General features: G+C 64.1%; 20 protein-coding genes. 5 read left to right on the forward strand and 15 right to left on the reverse strand.

The features are described from left to right. Window positions 1-59: 59 nt before the first annotated feature. From B3361_RS07735 to B3361_RS07770, 8 genes are all read right to left on the reverse strand, one after another. Window positions 60-2,435, reverse strand: a complete 2,376-nt coding sequence (locus tag B3361_RS07735) for an efflux RND transporter permease subunit (RefSeq protein ID WP_054905334.1) — start codon at window positions 2,433-2,435, stop codon at window positions 60-62. Window positions 2,436-2,455: 20 nt separating this feature from the next. Further along, on the reverse strand, window positions 2,456-3,478 hold the full coding sequence (locus tag B3361_RS07740) for a WD40/YVTN/BNR-like repeat-containing protein (protein WP_054905311.1): 1,023 nt from the start codon (window positions 3,476-3,478) through the stop codon (window positions 2,456-2,458). Between the two features lie 267 nt (window positions 3,479-3,745). Further along, window positions 3,746-6,415: an aminopeptidase N gene (gene pepN, locus B3361_RS07745; protein ID WP_054905312.1), complete on the reverse strand. Its 2,670-nt coding sequence runs from the start codon at window positions 6,413-6,415 to the stop codon at window positions 3,746-3,748. A gap of 13 nt (window positions 6,416-6,428) precedes the next feature. Continuing rightward, window positions 6,429-7,259, reverse strand: coding sequence for a DUF2797 domain-containing protein (locus B3361_RS07750; protein WP_009683746.1), 831 nt, complete (start codon window positions 7,257-7,259; stop codon window positions 6,429-6,431). Next, complete coding sequence (locus B3361_RS07755) at window positions 7,256-7,516, reverse strand: YeaC family protein (protein WP_003260154.1); 261 nt, start codon at window positions 7,514-7,516, stop codon at window positions 7,256-7,258. The genes B3361_RS07750 and B3361_RS07755 overlap by 4 nt, the downstream gene beginning before the upstream one ends. Before the next feature lie 13 nt (window positions 7,517-7,529). Then, window positions 7,530-8,408: a rhomboid family intramembrane serine protease gene (locus B3361_RS07760; RefSeq protein WP_054905313.1), complete on the reverse strand. Its 879-nt coding sequence runs from the start codon at window positions 8,406-8,408 to the stop codon at window positions 7,530-7,532. After that, on the reverse strand, window positions 8,405-9,376 hold the full coding sequence (locus B3361_RS07765; protein ID WP_054905314.1) for a metallophosphoesterase: 972 nt from the start codon (window positions 9,374-9,376) through the stop codon (window positions 8,405-8,407). The genes B3361_RS07760 and B3361_RS07765 overlap by 4 nt, the downstream gene beginning before the upstream one ends. Further along, window positions 9,376-10,266 (reverse strand): NAD(+) kinase, encoded by an 891-nt coding sequence (locus B3361_RS07770; protein WP_009683749.1) that lies wholly within the window; start codon window positions 10,264-10,266, stop codon window positions 9,376-9,378. Before B3361_RS07770 ends, B3361_RS07765 begins: the two co-directional genes overlap by 1 nt. Here B3361_RS07770 and B3361_RS07775 point away from each other — a divergent pair. Both B3361_RS07775 and B3361_RS07780 read left to right on the forward strand, forming a co-directional pair. Beyond that, entirely contained in the window at window positions 10,265-11,287 is a 1,023-nt protein-coding gene (locus tag B3361_RS07775; protein WP_054905315.1) for a DUF1853 family protein, read from the forward strand. The two genes, B3361_RS07770 and B3361_RS07775, sit on opposite strands and share 2 nt — an antisense overlap. A gap of 146 nt (window positions 11,288-11,433) precedes the next feature. Beyond that, the gene (locus tag B3361_RS07780; RefSeq protein ID WP_009683752.1) at window positions 11,434-11,979 is read left to right on the forward strand and encodes a cytochrome b; all 546 of its coding nucleotides are present in this window, start codon (window positions 11,434-11,436) and stop codon (window positions 11,977-11,979) included. Here the strand turns inward: B3361_RS07780 and B3361_RS07785 are convergent. Beyond that, the gene (locus B3361_RS07785; RefSeq protein WP_054905316.1) at window positions 11,970-12,863 is read right to left on the reverse strand and encodes a 1-aminocyclopropane-1-carboxylate deaminase/D-cysteine desulfhydrase; all 894 of its coding nucleotides are present in this window, start codon (window positions 12,861-12,863) and stop codon (window positions 11,970-11,972) included. The genes B3361_RS07780 and B3361_RS07785 overlap by 10 nt on opposite strands. Window positions 12,864-12,921: 58 nt before the next feature. After that, complete coding sequence (locus B3361_RS07790) at window positions 12,922-14,958, reverse strand: NADPH-dependent 2,4-dienoyl-CoA reductase (RefSeq protein ID WP_054905317.1); 2,037 nt, start codon at window positions 14,956-14,958, stop codon at window positions 12,922-12,924. A 194-nt stretch (window positions 14,959-15,152) separates the two neighbouring features. On the opposite strand from B3361_RS07790, the gene B3361_RS07795 reads away from it, so the two are divergent. Beyond that, window positions 15,153-16,271 carry a carbon-nitrogen hydrolase family protein gene (locus tag B3361_RS07795; RefSeq protein WP_054905318.1) on the forward strand — a complete coding sequence of 373 codons (1,119 nt, stop codon included), beginning with the start codon at window positions 15,153-15,155 and terminating at the stop codon, window positions 16,269-16,271. 4 nt (window positions 16,272-16,275) lie between these two features. Continuing rightward, on the forward strand, window positions 16,276-17,361 hold the full coding sequence (locus tag B3361_RS07800; protein WP_054905319.1) for an AraC family transcriptional regulator: 1,086 nt from the start codon (window positions 16,276-16,278) through the stop codon (window positions 17,359-17,361). 211 nt (window positions 17,362-17,572) lie between these two features. Here B3361_RS07800 and B3361_RS07805 read toward each other — a convergent pair whose 3' ends face one another. Next, entirely contained in the window at window positions 17,573-17,965 is a 393-nt protein-coding gene (locus B3361_RS07805; protein WP_286920156.1) for a MerR family transcriptional regulator, read from the reverse strand. Window positions 17,966-18,039: 74 nt separating this feature from the next. Between B3361_RS07805 and B3361_RS07810 the strand changes: the two genes are divergently transcribed. Continuing rightward, on the forward strand, window positions 18,040-19,140 hold the full coding sequence (locus B3361_RS07810; protein ID WP_054905321.1) for an SDR family oxidoreductase: 1,101 nt from the start codon (window positions 18,040-18,042) through the stop codon (window positions 19,138-19,140). Between the two features lie 90 nt (window positions 19,141-19,230). On the opposite strand, the gene B3361_RS07815 is transcribed toward B3361_RS07810, so the two are convergent. The 4 genes from B3361_RS07815 to B3361_RS07830 form a co-directional block, all read right to left on the reverse strand. Further along, window positions 19,231-20,484, reverse strand: a complete 1,254-nt coding sequence (locus tag B3361_RS07815) for an OprD family porin (RefSeq protein ID WP_054905322.1) — start codon at window positions 20,482-20,484, stop codon at window positions 19,231-19,233. Window positions 20,485-20,543: 59 nt separating this feature from the next. Next, window positions 20,544-21,848 carry a CitMHS family transporter gene (locus B3361_RS07820; protein ID WP_054905323.1) on the reverse strand — a complete coding sequence of 435 codons (1,305 nt, stop codon included), beginning with the start codon at window positions 21,846-21,848 and terminating at the stop codon, window positions 20,544-20,546. A 122-nt stretch (window positions 21,849-21,970) separates the two neighbouring features. Further along, a complete protein-coding gene (locus tag B3361_RS07825) occupies window positions 21,971-23,284 on the reverse strand; it encodes a dicarboxylate/amino acid:cation symporter (RefSeq protein ID WP_054905324.1) in 1,314 nt (437 codons plus the stop codon). A gap of 72 nt (window positions 23,285-23,356) precedes the next feature. Then, entirely contained in the window at window positions 23,357-24,436 is a 1,080-nt protein-coding gene (locus B3361_RS07830; protein WP_082416152.1) for a 4-oxalomesaconate tautomerase, read from the reverse strand. Between the last annotated feature and the right edge of the window lie 17 nt (window positions 24,437-24,453).

A 24,453-nucleotide genomic window follows, 5' to 3' on the forward strand; every position in this document is an offset into this window, starting at 1 on the left:
CCCTAAGGCGATCCCTGTGTGGCTTGCCGGCGATTGGGCCGCAACGCGGCCCCCTGCCTTCAATGGGCGAAAATCGACCCCCCTTGCTTGCCCACCATTTTCTCCGGCTTGATCAGGAACCGCGCCAGGGCCGGCAGCAGCCACAACGCCCCGAACATGTTCCAGAGCAACATGAAGGTCAGCATCAGGCCCATGTCTGCCTGGAACTTGATCGCCGAGAAGATCCAGGTGCACACACCAATGGCCAGGCACAGCCCGGTGAACAGCACTGCCTTGCCGGTCGAGCGCAGGGTCTGGTAATACGCCTCCTGCAACGGCAACCCGGCGCGCAGGAAACTTTCCAGGCGGCTGTAGATGTAGATGCCGTAGTCAACGCCAATGCCCACGCCCAGCGCCACCACCGGCAAGGTGGCCACCTTCACACCGATGCCCATGTAGGCCATCAGCGCGTTACCCAGCACCGAGGTCAGCACCAGCGGCAGAACGATGCACAGGGTGGCGGCCAACGAGCGGAAGGTGATCAGGCACATCACTGCCACACAGATGTACACCAGGATCAGGATGGTCAGTTCGGCCGACTTGATCACCTCGTTGGTCGCGGCCTCGATCCCGGCATTGCCTGCTGCCAGCAGGAACTGCAGGCCCTCCTTGTTGTGGCTGTCGGCAAACGCCTGGGCTACCGCCGTGACCCGCTCCAGGGTTTCGGCCTTGTGGTCGTTGAGGAACACCAGTACCGGCGCCAGCGAGCAGTCACCGTTGTACAGCCCGTCGGCACGGGCGATGGAGTTGTTGAGGATGTCGGGGTTGCGCGACAGGGTTTCCCATTTCAGGCTGCCCTCGTTCATGCCCTTGATCACCTGCTTGGACACAGTGACCAGGGAGATCGCCGACTGGACCCCGGGGGTGTTTTCCATGGTCCACATCAGCTCGTCGATCGGGGTCATGGTCGAGTGGATGGAGCACTGCTCGGCCGGCGTCTTGACCATGATCACCAGCACATCGGAACTGGTCGAGTAGTTGCTGATGACGAAGTTGTTGTCCTGGTTGTAGCGCGAGTCGGGGCGCAGCTCCGGCGCGCCCTGGTCGAGGTCGCCGATTTTCAGGTTCTGGCTGTACCACAGCCCCCCGCCGAAGGCGAGCAGCGCCAGCGCCACCGACACCGGCGCCACCCTGGCGCTGGCAAAGTTCGACAGCAGGCGCCAGAACGGGTGTTCGCGGGTGGCGTCCTTCTTGCTGCGTTCGATGGCCTTCTTGCTGATACCGACATAGGAGATGGCGACCGGCAGCAGGATCAGGTTGGTGAACACGATCACCGCCACCCCGATGGACGCGCCGATGGCCAGCTCGCGAATCACCCCGATGTCGATGATCAGCAGGGTGATGAAGCCCACCGCATCGGCCAGGATGGCGATCATGCCCGGCAGGAACAACTGCCGGAACGTTCGCCGTGCTGCGGTGAGCGCGTTGTCGGCGTCACTCGACTGCAAGGCGATGCCGTTGATCTTCTGCACCCCGTGGGAAATGCCAATGGCGAAGATCAGGAACGGCACCAGCATCGAGTATGGGTCCAGGCCGAAACCCACCGCGTGCATCAGCCCCAGTTGCCAGACCACCGCCACCAGGGTGGTGATGAGCACGGCGATGGTGCTGCGGATACACCAGGTGAACCAGTACAACAGCACCCAGGTGATCACCAGGGCGACGCCGAAGAACATCGCCACCATCACCAGCCCGTCGATCAGGTCACCGACCTTCTTGGCAAAGCCGACAATGTGCACTTTCACATTGGGGTTCTGCGCCTGGAACTTGTCACGCACCTTCTCTTCCAGCAGGTGCGAGAACTGCTGGTAATCCAGTTTCGCCAGCCGGCTGGGGTCCTGCGGGTCAGGGTAGCTTTCCAGCAGTGGCACATCGATGATACTGGACTTGAAGTTGTTGCCGACCAGCCGCCCGACCTGGCCGGACTTGAGCACATTGTCGCGCAGGGTATCGAGGCTGTCCTGAGAGCCGTTGTAGGTGTTGGGGATCACCTCGCCACCGGAAAAGCCCTCTTCCGTGACCTCGCTCCAGCGCACGCTGGGGCTCCACAGCGACTTCAGCCCGGCACGGTCGACGCCAGGCAGGTAAAACACCTCGTCATGGATCTGGCGCAGGGTCTCCATGTAATCCTTGTCGAAAATGTCACCCTTGACCGCCTCCACCGAGATGCGCACGGTGTTGCCGAGGTTGGCCAGGTCATTGCGGTGCTCCATCATCTGCTCGATGAACGGGTGCTGCAGCGGGATCATCTTCTCGAAACTGGTGGAGGGGCGAATCTGCGTCGCCTGCCAGAACAGGAAAATACTGATCAGCACGCACAGGGCGATGACCACGGGGCGGTTGTTGAAGATCAGCCGTTCGAGCAGCGTAGGCTTGTCCTGGTGATGCGGATGCATGGTGATGCTCTCCCGGCTGGTCATTGGCGCGGCTCCTCGGCAATGCGATCGGCACCTTGCGCGGTTGCCAGGTGCACACCGCCCTGGCCCACCAGCAGCAGGCCGCCATCGGCCAGACCACTGACGCCGGCCAGGGCGATGCGGTCGCCACGGTTGTACACGCTGAAGGTCTGGCCATCGTCGGTGCTGCGCAGCACGCTGCCGCCGTTGCCAACCAGCACCAGGGCGCCATCAGCCAGCAGCGCAGCGCCAGCCAGGCCGAATTCCAGGCTGCCGCGCGCGGCCTTCAGTTCGACCTGCTGCCAGCTGTCACCGAAGTCGGCTGAACGGAACAGGTTGCCGCGCAGGCCGTAGGCCAGCAGGGTGCGGGGTGAACGGGTGCCGATCACGCCAAACAGCGAGCCCTCGTAGGGGCCTTGCACCTTGGCCCAGGTCTGGCCGTTATCCGCTGAGCGGAACATGCCGCCCTGCTCGCCAACGATGAACAGGCCGGCATCGCGCACCTGGGTGATGCCGTTGAGGTGCAACTGGTCGGGGTTGTCCAGGCGCTCGGCCACGTCCTGCCAGTGCTGGCCGCCGTCAGTGGTTTCCAGCAAGGCCCCGTAGGCGCCCACGGCAAAGCCATGCCGGGCATCCAGGAAGGTGACATTAAGCAACGGCGCTTCACGGGCAAGGTCTTCGAACTGCTTGGTCCAGGTGGCGCCGCCGTCGCTGCTGGTGAGCACCTGGGCGTCATGGCCGACGGCCCAGCCGCGCTTGTCGTCGATGAAGAACACCGCCGTGAGCAACTGCCGGGTAGGTACCCGGGCCTGGGTCCAGGTGTTGCCCTGGTCGTCGGAGAACAGGATATGGCCGCGATCACCGACCACGACCAGGCGCTTGCCGGCGTGGGTGGTGCCGATCAACAGGCTCTGGCTGGCCTTGGCCGATTCGGTGGAGTACTGGTCGGCACTGGCGGCTTGCACGCTGCCGGCCCACGCGCCCAGTGCCAGCGCCAATGCCGCTGCCAGTGGCCAGGCGCGGCGCCTGTTGTGTTCCCTCATGACTGTCCCCTTGGTGTTTTTATTCGGCGGGTCAATGCATTGCAGGCACTGCGAAAAGCCTGATCTAGAGGCCTGCAACAGCTTGAAGGGATCGTAGCGGGGATGTTCGCGGGATTACAACGGGCGGGGTGTTATGTTTTGTTGTCGGCCTGAAAAAGCCAAGGCCGCGGTGCGGCCCATCGCGACACAAGGCCGCTCCTACAATCGCATCTCACCCTGTAGGAGCGGCCTTGTGTCGCGATGGGCTGCAAAGCAGCCCGATTGCCCTCAAGCCAGGCTCTTGCTCACCACTTCATACACATCACTGGACAGCTCACCCGAAGCCAGAATCCGTTCGAGCTCGCCCTTCATCAGCGCCTGGCGCGCCTCGTCATACTTGCGCCAGCGGGTCAGCGGCGCCAGCTGACGCGAAGCGATCTGCGGGTTCAGCGCATTCAGTTCGATCACAAGGTCAGCCAGGAAACGGTAGCCAGAACCATCGGCGGCATGGAAGTTGACCAGGTTCTGCCCGGCAAACGCACCGATCAGCGCACGCACCTTGTTGGGATTCTTCAGGGTGAACGCCGGGTGCTGCATCAACGCCTTGACCCGCGCCAGCCCGCCCGGCAAGGTGCTGGCCGCCTGCACGCTGAACCACTGGTCCATCACCAGCGGGTTGTCCTTGAAGTGCTCGGCGAACGCCTCCAGCGCTTTCGCCCGCTCGGCCTGGAATGGCGAGTTGACCAGCACCGCCAGCGCGGTCAGGCGCTCGGTCATGTTGTCGCAGTGCTCGAACTGCTCCAGGGTCGCTTCCAGCACGTGCGGCTTGCCGCTCAGCATCAGGTACGACAGGGCGATGTTCTGCAGGCTGCGGCGGGCGAAGTGCTCGGCCGAGGCCACATAGGCAGTGCTGCGCGACGCTTCGCGGTGGGCCTGGTAGCGCGCCCACAACGCGTCCAACAGTTGCTCGGCGATCTGCTGGCGGGCGAACTCGCGGGCGGCATGGATGGCGTCCACGTCGGCCACCTGGCTGATTTCGGTGAGGTAGGCCTCACCCGGCAGCGAGAGCATTTCGGCAACCATGGCCGGGTCCAGCGACGGGTTGCCCAGTACCGTGCCCAAGGCCGTGATCAGGCGCTGGTCCAGTTTCAGGGCTTCGCCACGCTGGTGCTGGCCGATCAGTTCCTGCAATACCTGGACCGCCAGCTGCTGGCCCGCTTCCCAGCGGTTGAAACCATCGCTGTCATGTTGCATCAGGAACATCAACTGGTCGCGGTCGTACGGGAAACTGAGCTTGACCGGGGCGCTGAAGCCACGCAGCAGCGACGGCAGCGGCTTGGCCTGGATACCCTGGAAGGTGAAGGTCTGCTCGGCCTCGGTCACCGACAGCACCCGACTGGTGGCTGGTTCGGCCGCCGTGGCGGCGCCTTCACCTGCCAGTTGCAGCGGCAGGTCGTTGCCGGCAGCATCCAGCAGGCCCAACTCCACCGGGATCACGAACGGCAGCTTCTCGGCCTTGTCCGGGGTGGGCGGGCAGCTTTGGCGGAACGTCAGGCTGTAGGTCTGGGCGGCGGCGTCGTACGCTTCGCTGACTTCCAGGCGCGGGGTGCCTGCCTGGCTGTACCAGCGCTTGAACTGGGTAAAGTCCACGCCGTTGGCGTCTTCCATGGCCTTGATGAAGTCGTCGGTGGTCACCGCCTGGCCATCGTGGCGCTCGAAATACAGGTCGCTGCCTTTGCGGAAACCATCGGCACCCAGCAAGGTGCGGACCATGCGCACCACTTCGGCGCCCTTCTCGTACACTGTCAGGGTGTAGAAGTTGGAAATCTCGATGAAGCTGTCCGGGCGCACGGGGTGGGCCATGGGGCCGGCATCTTCGGCAAACTGGTGAGTACGCAGGTAGGCCACGTCCTCGATGCGTTTGACCGTGCGCGAGTTCATGTCGGCACTGAACTCGGCATCGCGGAACACCGTGAAACCTTCCTTCAGCGACAGCTGGAACCAGTCGCGGCACGTGACGCGGTTGCCCGACCAGTTGTGGAAATACTCGTGGGCGACCACACCTTCGACACGCTGGTGCGCGGCATCGGTGGCCGTTTCGGCGCGGGCCAGCACACAGCTGGAGTTGAAGATGTTCAGGCCCTTGTTTTCCATGGCGCCCATGTTGAAGTCGTTGACGGCAACGATCATGAAGATGTCCAGGTCGTATTCGCGGCCGTAGACTTCCTCGTCCCAACGCATCGACTTCTTCAGGCTGACCATGGCGTGGTCGCACTTGTCCAGGTTCTCGGGCTCGACATAGATGCGCAGCAGCACATCACGGCCCGACTGGCGCGTGAAGGTGTCTTCGACGCACCACAGGTCACCGGCCACCAAGGCGAACAGGTAGGCTGGCTTCTTGAACGGGTCTTCCCAGGTGGCCCAGTGGCGGCCGTCCTCGGCCGGCCCGCTGCCGGTGGGGTTACCGTTGGACAACAGCACCGGGTAGCGATGCTGCTCGGCGATCACCGTGGTGGTGAAGCTGCTCATCACGTCCGGGCGGTCGAGGTAATAGGTGATCTTGCGGAAACCCTCGGCCTCGCACTGGGTGCAGAACATCTTGCCGGATTTGTACAAACCTTCGAGCGCAGTGTTGCTTTCCGGGTGGATCTTCACGCTGGTGTCGAGGGTGAAGTGCTCGGCTTGCGGGTGCACGGTCAGGCTGTCACCGTCCAGCTGGTAGTCGGCGGCCTGCAATTCCCGGTCATCCAGCGCGGCACGCAGCAGCTCCAGCTGCTGGCCATCGAGCACCAGCGGCGGCAAGCCGGCCCCGCGGGCCGGGTTGCGACGCATCACCAGCTGTGCGTGAACCAGGGTGTGGTCCTCGAACAGCTCGAAGGTCAGGTGCGTCTCGTCGATCAGGTACTCGGGCGCCTGGTAATCCTTCAGGTAGATCACTTGCGGTTGTTCGGTGCGCATGTGCAGGTCCTTTTTACTGGAGCACGGCCAACTGGTAGGCCGTGTACTTGCGAATATTGATCACACCGGTGTCGAAGATCAGGTACTGGCCCTTGATGCCCAGCAGCGTGCCTTCGGCGACCGGGTCCTTGTCCAGGTTGAAGCTGACGATCTTTTGCGGGTAGGCCTGGACCGGGTAGTTGATCTGCACCACTTCGGCGTCCGGCAGCGGCTGGATCGCCTGCAGCCCGAAACGCCCTTGCAGCTCGCCCAGGCGCTCGGCGCACGCGTCGAATACCTGCTCACGAATGGCCGCCAGGTCGAGCACCTCGGCATCGCCCTTGAGCAGTGCACGCCAGTTGGTGCGGTCGGGCACCTGGCTGCGCAGCACGTCTTCGACCAGGCCAGACTGCTGGCGGGTAGCCACGCGCATGATCGGCAGGGCCTGGCTGGCCCCTTGGTCGAGCCACCGGGTGGGCAGCTGGCTGGCGCGGGTGATGCCGACCTTGATCCCTGACGAGTTGGCCAGGTAGACCACATGGTCGGTCATGCAGAACTGTTCGCCCCAGGCCGGTTCACGGCAGGTGCCGGCCTCGTAATGGCATTTTTCCGGGGCCATGATGCACACATCGCACTGGGCCAGCCGGGTCATGCACGGGTAGCAGTAACCTTGGCTGAAGCTGGTCTTGGTGCGCTTGCCGCAATGGCTGCAGTGAATGGCGCCAAGGTATTCCAGGCGCAGGCGCTGGCCGATCAGCGGGTTGACCGGCACCTGCGTGTCACCCAGGCGGAAGCTGTACTGCACCACCGGCGCCTGCAGGCTTACCGCCATTTTGCTCAACGAGCCACGAGCGAGTTCGATCAATGTACCGAGTCCGACTTGAACAGAATGTTGGCGATCGGCGCAGACTTCGACGCGCATTCCTGCGGGCCCATGTAACCGGTGCGCTGGTCTTCTGGCAGGTTTTTCATCTCCCAGGCGATCACGGCCTGCAGCGACAGCTCTTTCTGCTCGGCGGTGAGCTTGCGGCCATCCGACCATTTGCCGATTTCCACGGCCAGTTTCAGGCTTTCGTAGATTTCCGGGGTGATGTTTTCAATCATTTGCGCGAAAGTGGACATACAGTCTCCTGATTCAAGCCGACAGTTTACGCCGGGCTAGCGCCCCACCCAAGAGCCCGGTCAGGCATCCGATGAGCAGCCCGCCTACGTGGGCGGCGTTGGCGATCTGGCCAAGGCCGAGGCTGCCGACCACACCGGTCAGGCACACCACCAGCCAGATCAGCATCATCACCAGCACACCCTTGGGCAGGCTGAAGTAACGGTTCGGTGCCAGCCACTGGAACAGCCATACATGCCCCAGGAGGCCGTACAGTACGCCAGACAGCCCGCCGAACAGGCTCGGCCCGCTGGTGTAGTGCTGCGCCAGGTTGGAGACCAGGCTGTACAGCAGGGTCAGGCCCAGCAGCATCCAGGGGCCCTGGCGCAGCTCGATGCGCTTGCCCAGCTCCCAGTACCACAGGCTGTTCATGGCCAGATGCAGCCCGCCGAAGTGCAGCAGCATGGGTGATACCAACCGCCACCATTGCCCTTGGTCGAGGGTTTCTGCCAGCGGGGTGAAATACAGGTAGTCGCCCTGCACCCGGAAGTCGAGGAAGGTAAACCAGCTGATGGTGGTGAAGTTGTCGCCCAGGCTGGTCAGGCCGGCGACGATGAAGCACGCCAGCAGGGTGAGCGTGGTGACCTTGCAGGCCCGGGCCTGTTCTGCCAGGGACGGCACTTTCGCGGCCATTCCAGCTGCCACCGGCTCGGGGGCAGCCGACAGCTCGGCGTTGCCTTGCGGGTAGCGCTGGTAAAGTTCGCGGACGTCTTCGGCCAGGGTGTCGGGCGCCCAGAGTACCTGCACGTCCCCCTCTTCGCTGACCCGGTGCGGCACCTGCAGGCGCTGCAGCATGTGAATGAAGCCGCTGAGGTCGACCGACAGCGGCAGGCGCATCACTTCGATTATGCTCATTGGTTGGCCTGTGGGCGGTCTACGTCGACCCACACGAACTTGTGCGGGTCGATGCGGGTTTCGTCATCCAGCCGGTAGGCCGCCAGCTTGCCGTACAGCACCGCGCTGTAGTCCAGGCAGGCCAGGTTGGGGCGAATCGGCGCGGGGTGGCCGCTGCGCCAGTAGTGGCCGACGAACAGCATCGGCTCGTCTTCGGCATAACGCAGCAAGGCATTTTTCTGGCTGTGGCTGAGCGGCGCATTGGCCACCTCGGCCGGCAGGGCATCAGGCTGGAACACGATGTCGCCGTAGGTTTGCGGGTCTTCCTCCCAGAACTTGGTGCGGAAGAAGGCGCGCGTCAGGCCGTCGCCGCCGGTCAAGGTCAGGCCGTCGGGCAGGCGCATGTCGGTACCGCGCAACAGGCGGTTGCACACGGTGGCGGCGAAGCTGTTGCTCACGGCAGAAGCCTGGATGAAGTGCTCATCGATGCGCCCGTCGGGGTACTGCTGGCGCAGCGGCTCGATCAGTTGTCGGTCCCAGCAGGCGTGTACCAGGCGGAAACGCCCGGCATCGATGAACAACGGCAGTTGGTAGAACCAGTTGACGAAGTCGTGCCAGTCAGCGGGGTGCTGGGCGAACTGGGCCAGGGTTTCGTCGATCAGCCGGGCGTGCCGCGGGGTGTGCTCGCGGACGAAGGCCTTGCCGCTGCCGGGCAGCGCCGGCGTCACCCAGCCCAAGGCGTTGTACTCGTGGTTGCCCATGATGCAGAACGCCTGGCCAGCCTCAACCATGTCGTGGACGAGGTGCAGGGCCTCGCGGATGCGTGGCCCACGGTCGACGATGTCGCCGAGGAACAGCGCCTGGCGCCGTGGGTGGCGCCACACGCCGGCCACGCGCTTGTAGCCGAGGGTATCGAGCAGGCGTTCAAGGGTATGCGCACAACCGTGCACGTCGCCGATGATGTCGAAACTGCGCGCCGGGTCGAGCATCAGTCGTCACTGCTCCCCAGGCGGCTGCCCCAACCAAGCTTGGTGCGGCAGACCTCGTAGTAATTGTGGTCGAGCGGGTGGATCAGGCGCAGCTTCTGCGGTTTTTTGCTGACCGTGATGGTGTCGCCGGGGGCGCAGGTGAAATGGTTCTGGCCATCACAGGAAACCTGCGGGTAGATCTGCAAGTCCTTGGACACCACGATCTTCAGCTCGCTGTTGCCGTCGACCACGATCGGCCGCCCAGACAGGGTGTGCGGGTACATTGGCACGATGACGATGGCGTCCAGCTTGGGGTGCATGATCGGGCCGCCAGCCGACAACGCGTAGGCGGTGGAGCCGGTGGGGGTGGCAACGATCAGGCCGTCGGCCTTCTGGCTGCAGACGAACTGGCCGTCGATATAGATTTCGAACTCGATCATGCGCGTGGACTTGCCTGGGTGCAGCACCACGTCGTTCAGCGCATCGCCCTGGCCAATGGCTTCGTGATGGCGGCGGACCTCGGCCTGCAACAGGAAGCGGTTTTCCACCAGGTAGTGGCCGTCGAGCACCTCGGCGACTTTTTCTTCCAGTTCGTCGGGGCGGATGTCGGTGAGAAAGCCCAGGTTACCCCGGTTGATGCCCAGCACCGGAATGTTGTGACGGGCCAGGGCCCGGGCGGCGCCGAGCAGGCTGCCGTCGCCACCCACCACGATGACCAGGTCGCAGACTTCGCCCAGCAGCTTGCGCGTGGAGGTCTGCAAGCCATGCCCGGGCAGCACTTCGGCAATGGTGTCCTCGAGAATCACGTGCAGGTGGCGGTCGAGGAGGAATTTTTTCAGTCGGCGGATGGTGTCGAGCACCTGCGAGCTACCGAGGCGACCGATGATACCGATATTGCGAAATTGCTCCATGGGGCTCCTGCAAGGCTCTGCGGCGGGTGACGATGCGCCGATTATGGGCGAAACCACCGGGCAGCGGCAAACCGGCTATGCTCGCAGGATGACACCCTTCAGCCAACTCCACGATCTGCCCCGGCAACTGCAGCGCCCGGCCGTACGCGACCTGGCCTGGGCAGTGCTGTCGCCGCCCTTGCTCGCTGGCGCGCCCTGCCCTCAGCGCCACCCGCTGGCGGGCAGCCTGTGGGCACAGCAGCCGCACCGCCTGGAGCAGTGGCTGCGGGCGCTGGAGAAGGATGACCATCCGCTGCGCGACTGGCTGGCGAAACTGGGCAGCCGGCGCCTGGGGCTTTACTACGAACGCCTGTGGCAATTCGCCCTGCGCCACGCACCGGGCATTGAACTGCTGGCCGCCAACTTGGCCATTCGCGAGGGCGGCCTGACCTTGGGCGAGCTGGATGTGCTGCTGCGTGATGCTGACGGGGTCCACCACCTGGAATTGGCGATCAAGCTGTACCTGGGCCCGCCCGGTGGCGGGCACGATACCCAGGCCTGGCTGGGGCCAGGCTGTCATGACCGGCTAGGGGCCAAGCTGGCCCACCTGGCGCAGCACCAGTTGCCGATGTCGCGGGGGGCGCACAGCCAGCAGGCGCTGGCCCGGCTTGGGGCGCAGCAGGTGCAGGCGCATATGTGGCTGGGGGGCTATCTGTTCTATCCGTGGCCTGGGCATGCCGAGGAACCGGAAGGCGCCAACCCGCAGCACCTGCGCGGGCGCTGGGTCAGGCGGCGGGATTGGGCGATGGCGGTTGGCGAGCGCTGGCAACCGCTGCCGCGCAGCGCATGGCTGGCGCCAGCGCGGGTCGAAGCGGCGCTATGCTGGCAGGCAGAGCAGTTTGCAGCGTGGCTGCATGTGCTGGACCCGCAGGCCCCGGCGCAACTGCTGGTAAGGCTTGAGCAGGAGGCCGATGGCGCCTGGCAGGAAGCCGAACGGGTGTTTCTGGTGGCTGACAATTGGCCGCAGCTACGCAGTGATTGACGCAGATCAAGGCTGGCCCGCACAAAAGCCCGTGCAGGCAACACAATTTTCACAGGCCTGGCGCAACTATCTGCTGCCGGTAGCCATTAAAGTGACACCTGAGCGCCAACAAGAGCGCTATCCAAACCTGATGACGAGGACTGATCATGGTTTCATCCACCCCAGCACCGCATTACGCACGCCTGTCCATTGCCCTGCACTGGCTGATGCTGGTGCTGCTGGCCGCTGTCTACGCCCTTATCGAACTGCGTGGCCTGTTCCCCAAGGACAGCGCCGAGCGCAACCTGATGAAAGACCTGCACTTCATGCTTGGCCTCAGTGTCTTCGTGCTGGTCTGGTTGCGCCTGGCGATGCGCCTGAGCCGGCCTACCCCGCCGATCCTGCCCAAGCCGCCCGCCTGGCAGACCGGCCTTGCCCACCTGATGCACCTGGCACTGTACCTGCTGATGATCGGCATGCCGCTGGCCGGCTGGCTGATCCTCAGCGCCGCCGACAAACCGGTACCTTTCTTCGGCCTTGAGCTGCCGCACCTGATCGGCCCGAACCCGGACCAGGCCAAGTTCATCAAGGGCTGGCACGAGCGCGTCGGCAGTTGGGGCTACTGGCTGATCGGCCTGCATGCGCTGGCCGGGCTTTACCACCACTATGTGGTGCGCGACAACACCCTGTTGCGCATGCTGCCCTACAAGTAACCACGTCGGCCTTGCAGGCCGCCGGTATGCACGAAGATCATGCGGCTGCCGGGCGCCAACAGCCCGGCGGCGACATGATCGCGCAGGGCCAACAGGGCCTTGCCGGTATAGAGCGCTTCCAGCGGCACCCCCGTGTGCAGCTCGCAGTCGGCGATGAAGGCCAGCAGTTCGTCGTCGAACCGGGCAAACCCACCTCGGCAGGCCTCATGTAGCTGGTAGCCATGTGCGCCCGCCAGCGCTGCCACCCCTTGCGCCACCCCATGGTCTGCAGGTACCGCCAAGGCGCCATGCACGGTACGCGCGCCCGCCTCGGCCATGGCCAGGCCAGCCACGGTAGTGCCTGTTCCGGCAGCCAACCACCAGCCATCGTAGTCCGGCCAGCCCAGGGCCGAGATCTGCGCCTGCGCCTGCTGCACGATCAGCGCGCAGCCCTGCGCGCCAACCAGCCCACCGCCGCCTTCGGGAATGCACTGCCAGCCCGGATAGCGCGCTTGCCAAGGTTCCCAGAAACCGGGCTGGTGGCGTGCGCGGTAGCCGCCATAACCCAGCCAGTGCAGGTGCATGCCCAGCGCCTGCAGGTCCCGTACGGTGGGCGTGTCCTGGGCATGGCCGCGTAGCAGGCCGGCAGTGGCGAAGCCAAACCGCTTGCCGGCCGCAGCCAGCGCATGCAGGTGGTTGGAGTGGTTGCCACCCAGGCTGATCAGCCCGGGGGCATTGCCTGTGGCGGCCTGCTGCAGGTGGTGGCGGAGCTTGAACCACTTGTTGCCGCTGATCAGCGGATCGATCAGGTCCAGGCGCAGAATGGCAACCTGTACCTGGGCGTGTTGCAACCACGGCAGGCTCAAGCGTTGCAGTGGGGCTTGAGGAAGGTCGAATGCATGCATGGATCGCAGTTTACAGGCAAAGCCCGGGGCAGCGCCTGTGGGCTGCCCCGGGCCGATCTCAGAGCTGCGCCGCCAGCCGCGACCCTTGGTTGATCGCCCGCTTGGCATCCAGCTCGGCCGCCACGTCGGCGCCGCCGATCAAATGCACCGATTGCCCCGCAGCCACCAACCCATCCTGCAGTTCGCGCAGCGGCTCCTGCCCGGCGCAGATCACGACGTTGTCCACGGCCAACACCTGCGGCTCACCGCCCGCCACGCGAATGTGCAAACCGGCATCGTCTATGCCCAGGTACTCGACACTGTTGAGCATCTGCACGCGCTTGTTCTTCAAGCCGGTGCGGTGGATCCAGCCGGTGGTCTTGCCCAACCCGTCCCCCACCTTCGATGCCTTGCGCTGCAGCAGGAACACCTGACGCGCCGGCGCATGCGGCTCGGCCTTGATGCCGGCAACGCCGCCGCGTGCCTCAAGCCGGGTATCGATGCCCCACTCCTTCCAGAACGCATCACGGTCCAGGCTGCTGGCCCGCCCTTCCTGCACCAGGTATTCGGATACATCAAAACCGATACCGCCGGCCCCGATCACGGCGACCGCCTTGCCCACCGGCTTGCGCTCAAGCAGTACATCCAGGTAGCTGAGCACCTTGGCATGCTCGACCCCGGGGATGGCCGGAGTGCGCGGGGCAATGCCAGTGGCCAGGATGATCTCGTCATAGCCGCCCTGCACCAGCGCCTGCACATCCACGCGGGTATTGAGGTGCAGGTCGACGCCTGTGCTTTGCAGCTTGTTGCGGAAGTAGCGCAGCGTTTCGAAGAACTCTTCCTTGCCCGGGACGCGCTTGGCGACATTGAACTGGCCGCCAATTTCGCTGGCAGCGTCGAACAGCGTCACGTGATGCCCGCGCTCGGCGGCAACGGTGGCGGCGGCCAGGCCCGCCGGGCCGGCGCCGACCACGGCAATGCGCTTCGGCGCTGGCGCAGGCAGGTAATTGAGCTCGGTTTCGTGGCAGGCCCGCGGGTTGACCAGGCAACTGGTCAGCTTGCCGCCGAAGGTGTGGTCCAGGCAGGCCTGGTTGCAACCGATGCAGGTATTGATTTCGTCGGCACGACCGGCAGCAGCCTTGTTGACGAAATCCGGGTCGGCCAGGAACGGCCGAGCCATCGAAACCATGTCGGCATCCCCTTCGGCCAGCACCGCCTCGGCCACTTCCGGGGTGTTGATGCGGTTGGTGGTAATCAGCGGAATGTTCACCACGCCCCGCAGCTTGGCCGTGACCTTGCTGAACGCCGCGCGCGGGACCTTGGTGGCGATGGTCGGGATCCGCGCCTCATGCCAGCCGATCCCGGTGTTGATCAGGGTAGCGCCGGCCTGCTCGATGGCCTTGGCCAACTGCTCGATTTCCGCCCAGTCGCTGCCGCCCTCGACCAGGTCGAGCATCGACAGGCGGAAGATGATGATGAAGTTCGGCCCTACTGCCGCGCGTACCCGGCTGACGATTTCCACCGCCAGGCGCATGCGGTTTTCGTAGCTGCCGCCCCAACGGTCGGTGCGCTGGTTGGTGTGGGCGGCGAGAAACTGGTTGATGAAGTAACCTTCCGAACCCATGATTTCGACGCCGTCATAACCGGCACGCTGGGCCAGCACTGCGCAATTGACGAAGTCGGCGATCTGCTTCTCGATGCCTTGCTCGTCCAGCTCCTTGGGCTTGAACGGGTTGATCGGCGCCTGTATCGCGCTGGGTGCCACCTGCCGTGGGCTATAGGCATAGCGCCCGGCATGCAGGATTTGCAGGCAGATCTTGCCACCGGCGGCGTGCACCGCCTCGGTGACGATGCGGTGCTGGTCGGCCTCCGCCTCGGTGCTGAGTTTGGCCGCGCCGGAATACACCCCGCCTTCATCATTGGGCGCAATACCGCCCGTGACCATCAGGCCAACGCCGCCCCGGGCACGCTCGGCAAAGTAGGCCGCCATGCGCTCGAACCCCCCGGGACGCTCCTCGAGGCCGGTGTGCATCGAGCCCATCAGGGTGCGGTTGCGCAAGGTGGTGAAGCCAAGGTCCAGCGGGGCAAGCAGGTGCGGGTAACGTTCGGCGGCCATGGAAAAGTCCCCAGGTGGCGTGATTCACGGTGTGCGGGCGCCTCACCGAATGGCGGGCCTCCGTCGTTTGTCTGTCAGCGACATTAAACAGCCGTTTGAATTGGCTCAATGATCGAAACTGACAAGTTATTGATCCTGGCAAACAGGGCGCTTACCCTAGATAGCCTTCGTCAGCCAATGTGCCGTTCTGTTTCATGCGAAAACTTCTGGCAAGCGCCCTGGCGCTGGTAATGATCGCCGCGCTCTGCGGCTACGGTTTCTGGAGCCAGCAGCGCCCGGAAGGCCACTACCTGTCCGACCTGCGCATCGAACTGTCGTTGAACCATGGCGTGCCGGGCGACCGCGGCAACCTGCTGGGTATCGAGCCATTGCTGTTCCCTAGCGACTACCAGAACCTGCAACGCCTGCACCGCAAGCTGGCCGCCTACCTGGAGCAGGCGCGCGCCCAGGGCCTGGTCGGCCCGCGCACCGTGGTCGTGCTGCCGGAACACATCGGTACCTGGCTGTGGGCACGAGGCGAAAAGAACGAGCTGTACCAGGTCACCCAGAGCCGCGAGGCCCAGCAATGGCTGGAACTGAGCAACCCGCTGCGCTACGCGCTGGCCATGGTAGCGGCCGAGGGCGACGACCGGCGTGCCGACGCCCACCTGCGCATGAAGGCCGAGCAGATGGCTGCCGACTATCAACAGCTGTTCGGTGGCCTGGCCAAGGAGTTTGGCGTGACCCTGGTGGCCGGCTCCATCGTGCTGCCCGCCCCCTATGTGCAACAAGGCGTGCTGCATGCCGGGCGTGGCGCACTGTTCAACAGCAGCGTGGTGTTCGCCGGTGACGGTTCCCTGCTCGGCCAACCGCAACGCCAGCAATACCCCGACAGTGACATGCGCCGTTATGTGCAGGAGGGCCGCGATTATCCGCTGCAGGTCGTGCAAACCCCCGCCGGGCGCCTGGGCGTGCTGGTGGGCAGTGACAGCTGGTACCCGCAGAACCATCAGCAACTGGCCAGCCAGGGCGTGCAGCTGGTAGCCAACCCGGTGTTTCTCAGCGGCAAAGGCAGCTGGCAAGCCCCCTGGCGTGGCAACCGCCACCAGGCGGCCAGTGCCGGGCTGGCCGTGCAGCGCGGCCAGGTCAGTGAACAAACGGCTTGGCAACGCCTGACCGAGGCGGCCGGGGCCAGGGTCAGCAGCATGAGCGTGTTCATGCGGGGGCAGTTCTGGGAACACGGCAGTGACGGCCAAGGCTTCGCCCGCCAGGCCGGTGAGTTGCTGGCAGGCACGCCGAGCCCCGGCGCCCGCCTGCTGAACCTGTGGTTGTAAGGCCATGGCCCGCCCCCGCGTGCGCCTGGGCGAGCTGTCGGTCGGCTTTGTTCAGCCGCTGATCGAAGCCCTGCGCGAACTGGGCCACGCCCCCGAACCGCTGCTGCGCCGCTATGGGCTGGAGGCACCGCGCCTGAGCGAAGCCAATGCGCGCCTTTCGATCCCGCGCTACATGCACCTGGGCCATGCGGCCATCGAACAATGTGGCGAAGCCGCGCTGGGCTTGCACATGGGCCGCCTGAGCCGGCTGGCCCAGGCGGGCCTGGCGGGGGTCACTGCAGCCCAGGCGCCTACCGTGGGGGAAGCCGCGCGCACCTTGCTGCGCTTCGAACCGCTGTACGCCGCCAACTACCGCGGCCACTCCAGCTTTCATGAAGACGCCGAAGGTGCCTGGCTGCGTTTCTACTCCATCAGCCCCTACAACGCCTACAACCGCTTTGTGGTGGACTCGGTGCTGGCAGGCTGGCTGGCTCAACTGGCCGACCTGGCGGGCGTTGCGCTGCAGGCCGAGCGCCTCGAAATCGAATTTGCCGCCCCCGCCTACGCCGCGCAGTACCAGGCGCTGTGCAGCACCCCGGTGCAGTTCGCTGCCGACGGTAATCAATTGCGCCTGAGCCGCGCCACCTTGCAGTTGGCCAACCCCAGGCACTGCCCCAGCACCTGGCAGCACCTGCTGCAGTTGTGTGAAGCAGACATGCTGCAGCGCACGCGGGTGCGCAGCCTGGGTGAGCGCATCACCCACCTGCTTGGCCCATTACTCAACGGTGGCCGCGAACCGGACCTGGTCGAGGTAGCCCTGCACTTGCAACTGCCCACCTGGACACTGCGGCGCAAGCTGGCCGAAGAAGGCACGCGGTTTCGTGACCTGCTCAATGAAACACGACGCGACCTGGCCGAGACCTACATCCGTGATACGGAACTGGCGTTCGGCGAGATTGCTTATTTATTGGGGTTCGCTTCGGCCGAGGCCTTCCAGCGCGCGTTCAAGCGCTGGACGGGCCTTACGCCGGGAGAGTTTCGCCGCAGCCAGCGGCGGGCAGGTCAAAGCTCGGTGGCGTCGTCGGCCGGTTCCGGGGTGTCCAGCTCGTAGGCTTGGGATTCGAGTAGTTCTTCCTGGTATTCATCCATGGTCCTGCTCCCTCTTTACTCATTTCATCTTCGTAGTTATCGCCGTCATGCTAAGCCAGTGGCATGACGCAATGATGACAAGCTTATGATCAGGCAACGCGGCCATCGTTCCAGTGAAAACGCGATGCAACGCTGCTCGAGTACCACAAAATCCTTTTTAGGAGGACAGGCGTTCAGGCGCCAGCGGAAATGTTTTCAGGAATTGTCAGCCCAGTCGCAATAGCACTGGCGACGAGCTTGGCACGCTTGCTATCAAGCACCTCATATGCGGCCTGCAGCGTCTGAATCTTGGCCTGGATTTCAGCCATTTTGCCAGTGACCAGCAGTGCACCCTGCACGCAATCGAGGGTATTGCCGCGCCTGGCAGCCAGTATCTCCCCTATTTCGGCAAGCGTGAAACCGCCCCGCTGGGCAGTTTGCACGAAGTTCAGGTAAGCGACGGCCTGCTCGCTGTAGCTGCGATAATTGTTGGCTTGCCGCTGGGCCACGATCAGCCCGAGCTGCTCGTAATAGCGCAACGCATGGCGGCCGACGCCGCTGCGGCGCTCCAGCTCCCCGATGTTCATGGCACAAAACCCCTTGACCTTAGAGTGCGCTCTACACCCTACCCTGCGCCCATCTTGCAGACAAGGAAACTGACATGAGCGTGGAATGCTTCGTTACCGGCGGCAGTGGTTTTATCGGCCAGCATCTACTGGCGCGGCTCACCGCCACCGGGCACACCGTGCGGGTGCTGATGCGCCACCCGGAAAACCTCGCCCGGCTCCGTGAAAAGGTAGGCCGCCTGGGGGGCAAGCCTGCAGGCGTACAGGCAGTTGCCGGCGATATCGGCACAGAAGGCCTTGGGCTCAGCGAAGCCGACCGCCAACGCGTGTCGGCTGCCGCAGTGGTGTTCCACCTCGCGGCGCACTTCACCTGGGGGCTTTCCCTGGAACATGCCCGTGCCGTGAATGTGCAAGGTGCGCTGCGGGTAGCGCAGCTGGCGGCTAGCCAGGGCACCCGCCTGCTGATGGTGGGCGGCTACATGCTGCAGAATTTCAGCCACCTGGCCAGCATCGGAGTGGATCACGAGCACCCGGAACATACCGACTGGCCCGCGGTTTACCGCCGCGTAGGCGGTTATGAGGCGAGCAAGCTGGAAGCGCATTTCGCCGTCATCCGCTACATGCAAGGTGCGGGCGCAGCGTACTCGATCGTTCACCCAGCCACGGTCTGCGGCGACAGTGAGCGCGGGCACATCCTCGACGGGCAGCCGTTGGCAGCACTGATTAGCGGCCTGGCGTTGGGCCGGTTCAAGGCCATTCCGGGTTCGCCCAGCCATTGGCTGCCACTGGTCAGCGTCGACTACCTGGTTACCCTGATGGCTTGCGTGGCATTCGACCCTTCAATGGCCAACCGCCAGGTGCTTGCACTCGACCCGCACACCCCTAACCTGCAAGGCTTGCTGGAGGATATCGCCGCCACCCTGCAGGTAAAAGCCCCGCGCCACCATGTGCCGATAGGCGTGCTGAAGTGGTTGTTGGCAATTCCTGGAGTAGCGACCCGCCTGGCAATCAGCCCCGAGTCGCTGAACTTCATCCAGCCGCAGCGCTTCGACCTGAGTTTCAGCGAACAACTGGAACGCAGGTATCAGCTCACTCACCCGAACATCAAACACACATTGGCAAAAACCGTGCGCCACGTCGAACGCAACCTGGGCCACGGCAGCATGCCTGGGGCAAACATACCGACCAACACCTGAACCCACATGGCCGCGCAACCGCCTGCACGTCGCCCCGGCGCGGCCGGCCACTCAGGCTGACCCGCCAGGGCTGACTGCGGCGCTCAGCCCTTACCAGAGGGCGATGTCGTAGGTCAGGTAGATGCGGTTGCTGTCACGCCCGCGGGAGAAGTCGGAGCGGTACACGTAGTTGCGCAGCTTCACGCCAAGGCCCTTGACCGGCCCGGATTGCACCACGTAGGCAAGCTCCATGTCGCGCTCCCACTCGCTCAGCCCAGCGTCAGCCGAGCGCCCGTTATCCCCGCTCAGGTAGCGGGTCATGAAGGTAAGCCCTGGGATGCCTGCCGCAGCGAAGTTGTAGGCATAGCTGGCCATCCAGGTTTTCTCCTCTTCCTCGATGAACTTGCCGATACCCACGTTACTGAACGAGTACACCGTGGCGCCGCTGATGTAGGGCAGCCCGGCCTTGCCGTCGAGCACCTGGTAGCCACCCCCGAATGTGTGCCCGGAATGGGTGTACGACAGTTGCCCGCTAAACATGTCATTGTCGATTTCGCCGCCCCGGGCAGCGCCGCTGTCGCGGCTGTTGAAATAGCGCAAGTCGGTGGTGAGCACGCCGCCGGCCAGGGGCAGGTCGTAGATCAACCCGGCAAAGTCCTGGCGGTAGAAGTGTTCCAGCTGGCCGTGGAAATAGCTCAACTTCAACTGCTTGTTGACGGCGTAGTCGGCGCCGGCAAAGTTGAAATCGCCAGACTCGTCACCGCTGTAACCGTCCAGGTACAGGCCAGTGCTGTCAGAGGAGTCGCGCAGCTTGAAGCGGTTCAGGTGCCCGGCAGTCAGGGTCAGGTTGTCGATGTCGGTGCTGGTCAGCTGGGTGCCTTGGTAGGTTTGCGGCAACAAGCGGGCATCGTTGTAGATCAGCACCGGGGTTTTCGGCAGCAAGGTGCCATGCTTGACCACGGTCTGCCCCAGGCGCGCCTTGGCCGTCACGCCGGCACTGGCAAACTCGTCAGCGGCGCGGCCATCGTCATGCGTCGGCAGCAAACCGGTACCGCTGCGGCCTCGGCCCGAATCGAGCCGAACGCCGAGCAGCCCCATGGCGTCGAGCCCCAGCCCCAGGGGGCCCTGGGTGAAGCCGGACTGATAGTCGAGCAGGAAGCCCTGCGCCCATTCCACACGCTCGCTCTTGGCGGTGGCAGCGGCGCGCGGGCTCATGCCCTGTTCGTCGCGAAAGTTTTCGTTGAAGTACACATTGCGCAGTTGCAGCTTCAGCTTGCTATCGTCGACGAAACCGGCGGCGCCGGCCACAGGCAGCCAGCCGCACAGCAGGCCACAGGTGGCCCCACGGAAAACAGCTCGGGACATGATTGATACTCTATTGTTGTTTTTGGGTGAGCGGGGCGCCGGTCGGCGCCCGAAGCAGTTCAGACGAAGAAGGACAAGGCACCGGTGGCCAGCGCCAGCGCAGTGATCACCAACGATGTGAGCACCGCCCATTTCACCGTGGCTTTCTGGAAGTCACCGATGTCGCGGTCGACCATCCCCACCAACAGCAGGGTCGAGGCCACCAGTGGGCTCATCAGGTGCACCGGCTGGCCCAGCACCGAGGCGCGGGCGATTTCAATCGGGTCGATGCCATAGGCGGTCGCGGCATTAGCCAGGATCGGTACCACGCCAAAGTAGTAGGCGTCGTTCGACAGCACGAAGGTCAATGGCATGCTGGTCAGGGCCACCACCAGTGGGAACCAGTGGCTCCAGGCGGCAGGAATCCAGTCGACCAGGGTCTGCGCCAGGGCGTCGACCATCTTGGTGCCCGAGAAGATCCCAGCGAAGATACCTGCGGCAAATACCAGCAACACCACGGTCATGGCATTGCCCGAATGGGCGAGGATGCGTTCTTTCTGCAGGTCCAGTTGTGGGTAGTTGATCATCAGCGCGGCGACGAAGCCGATCATGAAGAGGATCGCTGCGTGCATTACCCCGAAGACCAACGCGGTCATCACGGCGATCACCAGGGCCAGGTTCACATAGGCCAGACGTGGACGCTTGTGGGGAGCGTCGCCGAGGATTTCCTTGATGTAGCAATTGCCACCACCCGACTCCAGGGCGGTGTTCCCGATGCGGCGACGCTCGGCACGGCCCAGCAGGAAGGCGGTGAACACCACCCAGGCAGCGCCACCGATCACGGTCGGCAACATCGGGATGAAGTATTCGGTGGCGTCCAGGCCCAACGCGGCAATGGCTCGGGTCGCCGGCCCGCCCCAGGGGCTCATGCCACTCATGATACTCAGCGACAGCATCGATACCGTGGCCAGGATCATCGGGTTCATGCCGATGCGACGGTACAACGGCAGCATGGCAGCGCACGTGATCATGTACGTGGTGGTGCCGTCACCGTCCAGCGCTACCACCAGCGACAACAGCGCGGTGCCGATGGCGATCTTGACCGGGTCGCCATTGACGCGCTTGAGGATCTTGCGGATCAGCGGGTCGAACAGGCCGGCATCGATCATCAGGCCGAAGAACAGGATGGCGAACAACAGCAGTGCGGCTGACGGTGCCACCATTTTCAAGCCATCGAGCATCATCTTGCCCAGTTCGGGGGCAAAGCCACCGATCACTGCGAAGACAATCGGTACGACGGTGAGCGCCACGATGGGTGACAGGCGTTTACTCATGATCAGGTAGGTGAAGGTCACCACCATGATCAGGCCCAGGAGTGCGAGCATGGTTTTTTCTCTTGTTTTTATTGTGTTGCGGCCGCCAGCAGGGCAGACGGCCCCCTACCCCACCCGCACCGTCAGGGTGCTGGGTGGGATTTCAAGTCAGCGAGGACAGATGGAAAAGGTATTCAGCCGTGGTGCCGAGGCTCTGCAGCCCAGTCGGCCTGCGCCGTGTCGGTCTCGTCTGCAGCGGCCGGGATCCCGTTCAGGCGGCGCAGCAGCGTTTTTCGGTCACAGGCATTCTCCGACAGGGAGATGACCACGGTCGCGACGGCGTTGCTGGCCAGGCTGGTCAGGGCGCGCGCTTCGGACATGAAGCGGTCGATACCGATCAGCAAGGCAAGCCCGGCGAGCGGGATGTCGTGGATCACGGTGAGGGTCGAGGCCAGGGCCACGAAACCACTGCCGGTCACGCCTGCTGCCCCTTTGGACGACAGCAGCATGATCGCCAGCATGGTCACCGTCTGGCCAAGGGTCAGGTCGATGTTGCAGGCCTGGGCGATGAACACCGCGGCCAGCGACAGGTAGATGGCCGTGCCGTCGAGGTTGAAGGAATAGCCGGTAGGCAGCACCAGCCCGACCACGCCCTTCTTGCAGCCCAGTTTCTCCAGCTTCTCCAGCATGCGCGGCAGCACCGGCTCGGTGGAGGACGTGCCGAGCACCACCAGGAACTCCTCGCGGAAGTAGCGCAGCAGCTTCCACAGGCTGAAGCCATAGGCACGGCAGATGCCGCCGAGCACCACCAGCACGAAGAACGCACAGGCGATATACAGCGTACCGACCAGCTTGGCCAAGGCACCCAGCGAGGTCACGCCGTACTGGCCGACCGTGAACGCCAGTGCACCGAAGGCGCCGATGGGGGCGAAGCGCATCAGGTAGCCGAAGATGCGGAACACCATGGTCGAGGCCGATTCCAGCACATTCAGTACCGGCTTGCCCTTCTCGCCCATGGACGACAGGGCAAAACCGCTGAGCACGGCGATGAACAGCACCGGCAGCACCTCACCCTTGTTGAACGCACCGATGAAGGTGTCCGGGATGATGTGCATGAAGAAGTCGACCACGCTGAGCTTGGCCGCCGACGCAGCGTACTGGCTCAGCCCGGCAGTGCTGAGGGTCGCAGGGTCGATGTTCATGCCGACGCCCGGGCGGAACAGGTACACCGCCGCCAGGCCGATCATCAGGCTGACCACGGTCAGGCCCAGGAACAACAGCAATGTCTTGCTCATCAAGCGCCCCAAGGAGCGCTTGTCGGTCATGCCGGCGATGCCGGTGACGATGGTGCAGAACACCACCGGGGCAATCATCATCTTGATCAGCTTGATGAAAGCATCACCCAGCGGCTTGAGCGCAACAGCCTGTTGCGCCCAGAAGTGGCCGACCACTACGCCCAGCAGGACGGCGCAGAGGATCTGAAAGTACAGCGATTTGGCGAGTCTCATGAGGCATCACCCATTGTTGAAATTGTGCGGATGCGCTTGTTGCAATTGTTTGGAGCTGAACGGCTGCCAGAGCTACCCGGCCAATCTGCGGAATGTAGGGGCGTAAACGAAACCTGAGAACAACCGTCGGGCAGTTCGCACCACCGAGGCCTGGATGGTCTTGCCATCGGCGCCGGTGCGCGACAATGCCACATCGATGCCACCGCTTGGGTGTTCCAGGCGCACTTCGGTCAATTGCTCGGCGCCCTCGCCCAGCAGTTCACCGATCACGGTGCCAGGGCTGACACAGGCAGTGGCCAACCCGATCGAACCTGTAATGGCCAGCGCGCGGTGGCAGCTGTGCGGCATGAAGTAGCGAACCTGCAGGGTGCCGTCATAGCGCGGCTTGGAAACCAATACCGGCTTGGGGATGACCATCCCGCTGACATCGCCCAGGCCCATGGCCTTGCCGGCCTTCAGGCGCAGCGCTTCCAGGCGCTTGAGCAGGTCTTCGTTGGCATCGAGTTCGGCAGGCGTTTCCGAACCGGTGACACCGAGCTGGCTGGCCTCGACCACCATCATCGGCATGGCCATGTCGATGCAGGTGACCGGTACGCCGTCGATCACGTCGGTGGCCTGGCCGGTCGGGAACAGCTTGCCGGTCTTGCTGCCAACCGCATCGAGGAACGTCAGCTGCACCGGGGCGGCAGTGCCCGGAACGCCATCGATCGCCGTGCGGCCTTCGTAACGCACGATCCCGCCGGGGGTTTCCACCAGCGAGTTGACGAACGTTCCGGTGTTGAGGTTGCGGATGCGCACCAGGGTCTTGCCTTCCTGGCCCTTGACCAACCCTTGCTCGATGGCGAACGGGCCAACGGCGCACAGCATGTTGCCGCAGTTAGGGGCGGTGTCGACCCTGCGCTGCGCGACCATGACCTGCACGAACAGGTAATCTACGTCAGCGTCGGCATGCAGCGAAGGGCTTACAATCGCCACCTTGCTGGTCTGCGGGCTACCGCCACCGATCCCGTCGATCTCCAGTTCATGCCCGGAGCCCATCAGGTTGATCAGTAATTCGTCGCGCTCGACCACGTTGGCAGGCAGGTCCCAGGCGTGGAAAAACGGCCCCTTGGAGGTGCCACCGCGCATGAGTACGCAAGGAATTCGTTGCATGATTTCGCACTCTTGTT

Source organism: Pseudomonas sp. UBA6699, assembly GCF_002454615.1.
Lineage (GTDB): Bacteria > Pseudomonadota > Gammaproteobacteria > Pseudomonadales > Pseudomonadaceae > Aquipseudomonas > Aquipseudomonas juntendi.

Excerpts from the sequence above, each read along its gene's own strand:
- B3361_RS07735 (WP_054905334.1), bottom strand. The coding sequence starts at position 2,435 with ATGCATCCGCATCACCAGGACAAGCCTACGCTGCTCGAACGGCTGATC.
- B3361_RS07740 (WP_054905311.1), bottom strand. The coding sequence starts at position 3,478 with ATGAGGGAACACAACAGGCGCCGCGCCTGGCCACTGGCAGCGGCATTG.
- pepN (WP_054905312.1), bottom strand. The coding sequence starts at position 6,415 with ATGCGCACCGAACAACCGCAAGTGATCTACCTGAAGGATTACCAGGCG.
- B3361_RS07755 (WP_003260154.1), bottom strand. The coding sequence starts at position 7,516 with ATGTCCACTTTCGCGCAAATGATTGAAAACATCACCCCGGAAATCTAC.
- B3361_RS07760 (WP_054905313.1), bottom strand. The coding sequence starts at position 8,408 with ATGAGCATAATCGAAGTGATGCGCCTGCCGCTGTCGGTCGACCTCAGC.
- B3361_RS07765 (WP_054905314.1), bottom strand. The coding sequence starts at position 9,376 with ATGCTCGACCCGGCGCGCAGTTTCGACATCATCGGCGACGTGCACGGT.
- B3361_RS07775 (WP_054905315.1), top strand. The coding sequence starts at position 10,265 with ATGGGGCTCCTGCAAGGCTCTGCGGCGGGTGACGATGCGCCGATTATG.
- B3361_RS07770 (WP_009683749.1), bottom strand. The coding sequence starts at position 10,266 with ATGGAGCAATTTCGCAATATCGGTATCATCGGTCGCCTCGGTAGCTCG.
- B3361_RS07780 (WP_009683752.1), top strand. The coding sequence starts at position 11,434 with ATGGTTTCATCCACCCCAGCACCGCATTACGCACGCCTGTCCATTGCC.
- B3361_RS07785 (WP_054905316.1), bottom strand. The coding sequence starts at position 12,863 with ATGCATGCATTCGACCTTCCTCAAGCCCCACTGCAACGCTTGAGCCTG.
- B3361_RS07790 (WP_054905317.1), bottom strand. The coding sequence starts at position 14,958 with ATGGCCGCCGAACGTTACCCGCACCTGCTTGCCCCGCTGGACCTTGGC.
- B3361_RS07795 (WP_054905318.1), top strand. The coding sequence starts at position 15,153 with ATGCGAAAACTTCTGGCAAGCGCCCTGGCGCTGGTAATGATCGCCGCG.
- B3361_RS07800 (WP_054905319.1), top strand. The coding sequence starts at position 16,276 with ATGGCCCGCCCCCGCGTGCGCCTGGGCGAGCTGTCGGTCGGCTTTGTT.
- B3361_RS07805 (WP_286920156.1), bottom strand. The coding sequence starts at position 17,965 with ATGAACATCGGGGAGCTGGAGCGCCGCAGCGGCGTCGGCCGCCATGCG.
- B3361_RS07810 (WP_054905321.1), top strand. The coding sequence starts at position 18,040 with ATGAGCGTGGAATGCTTCGTTACCGGCGGCAGTGGTTTTATCGGCCAG.
- B3361_RS07815 (WP_054905322.1), bottom strand. The coding sequence starts at position 20,484 with ATGTCCCGAGCTGTTTTCCGTGGGGCCACCTGTGGCCTGCTGTGCGGC.
- B3361_RS07820 (WP_054905323.1), bottom strand. The coding sequence starts at position 21,848 with ATGCTCGCACTCCTGGGCCTGATCATGGTGGTGACCTTCACCTACCTG.
- B3361_RS07825 (WP_054905324.1), bottom strand. The coding sequence starts at position 23,284 with ATGAGACTCGCCAAATCGCTGTACTTTCAGATCCTCTGCGCCGTCCTG.
- B3361_RS07830 (WP_082416152.1), bottom strand. The coding sequence starts at position 24,436 with ATGCAACGAATTCCTTGCGTACTCATGCGCGGTGGCACCTCCAAGGGG.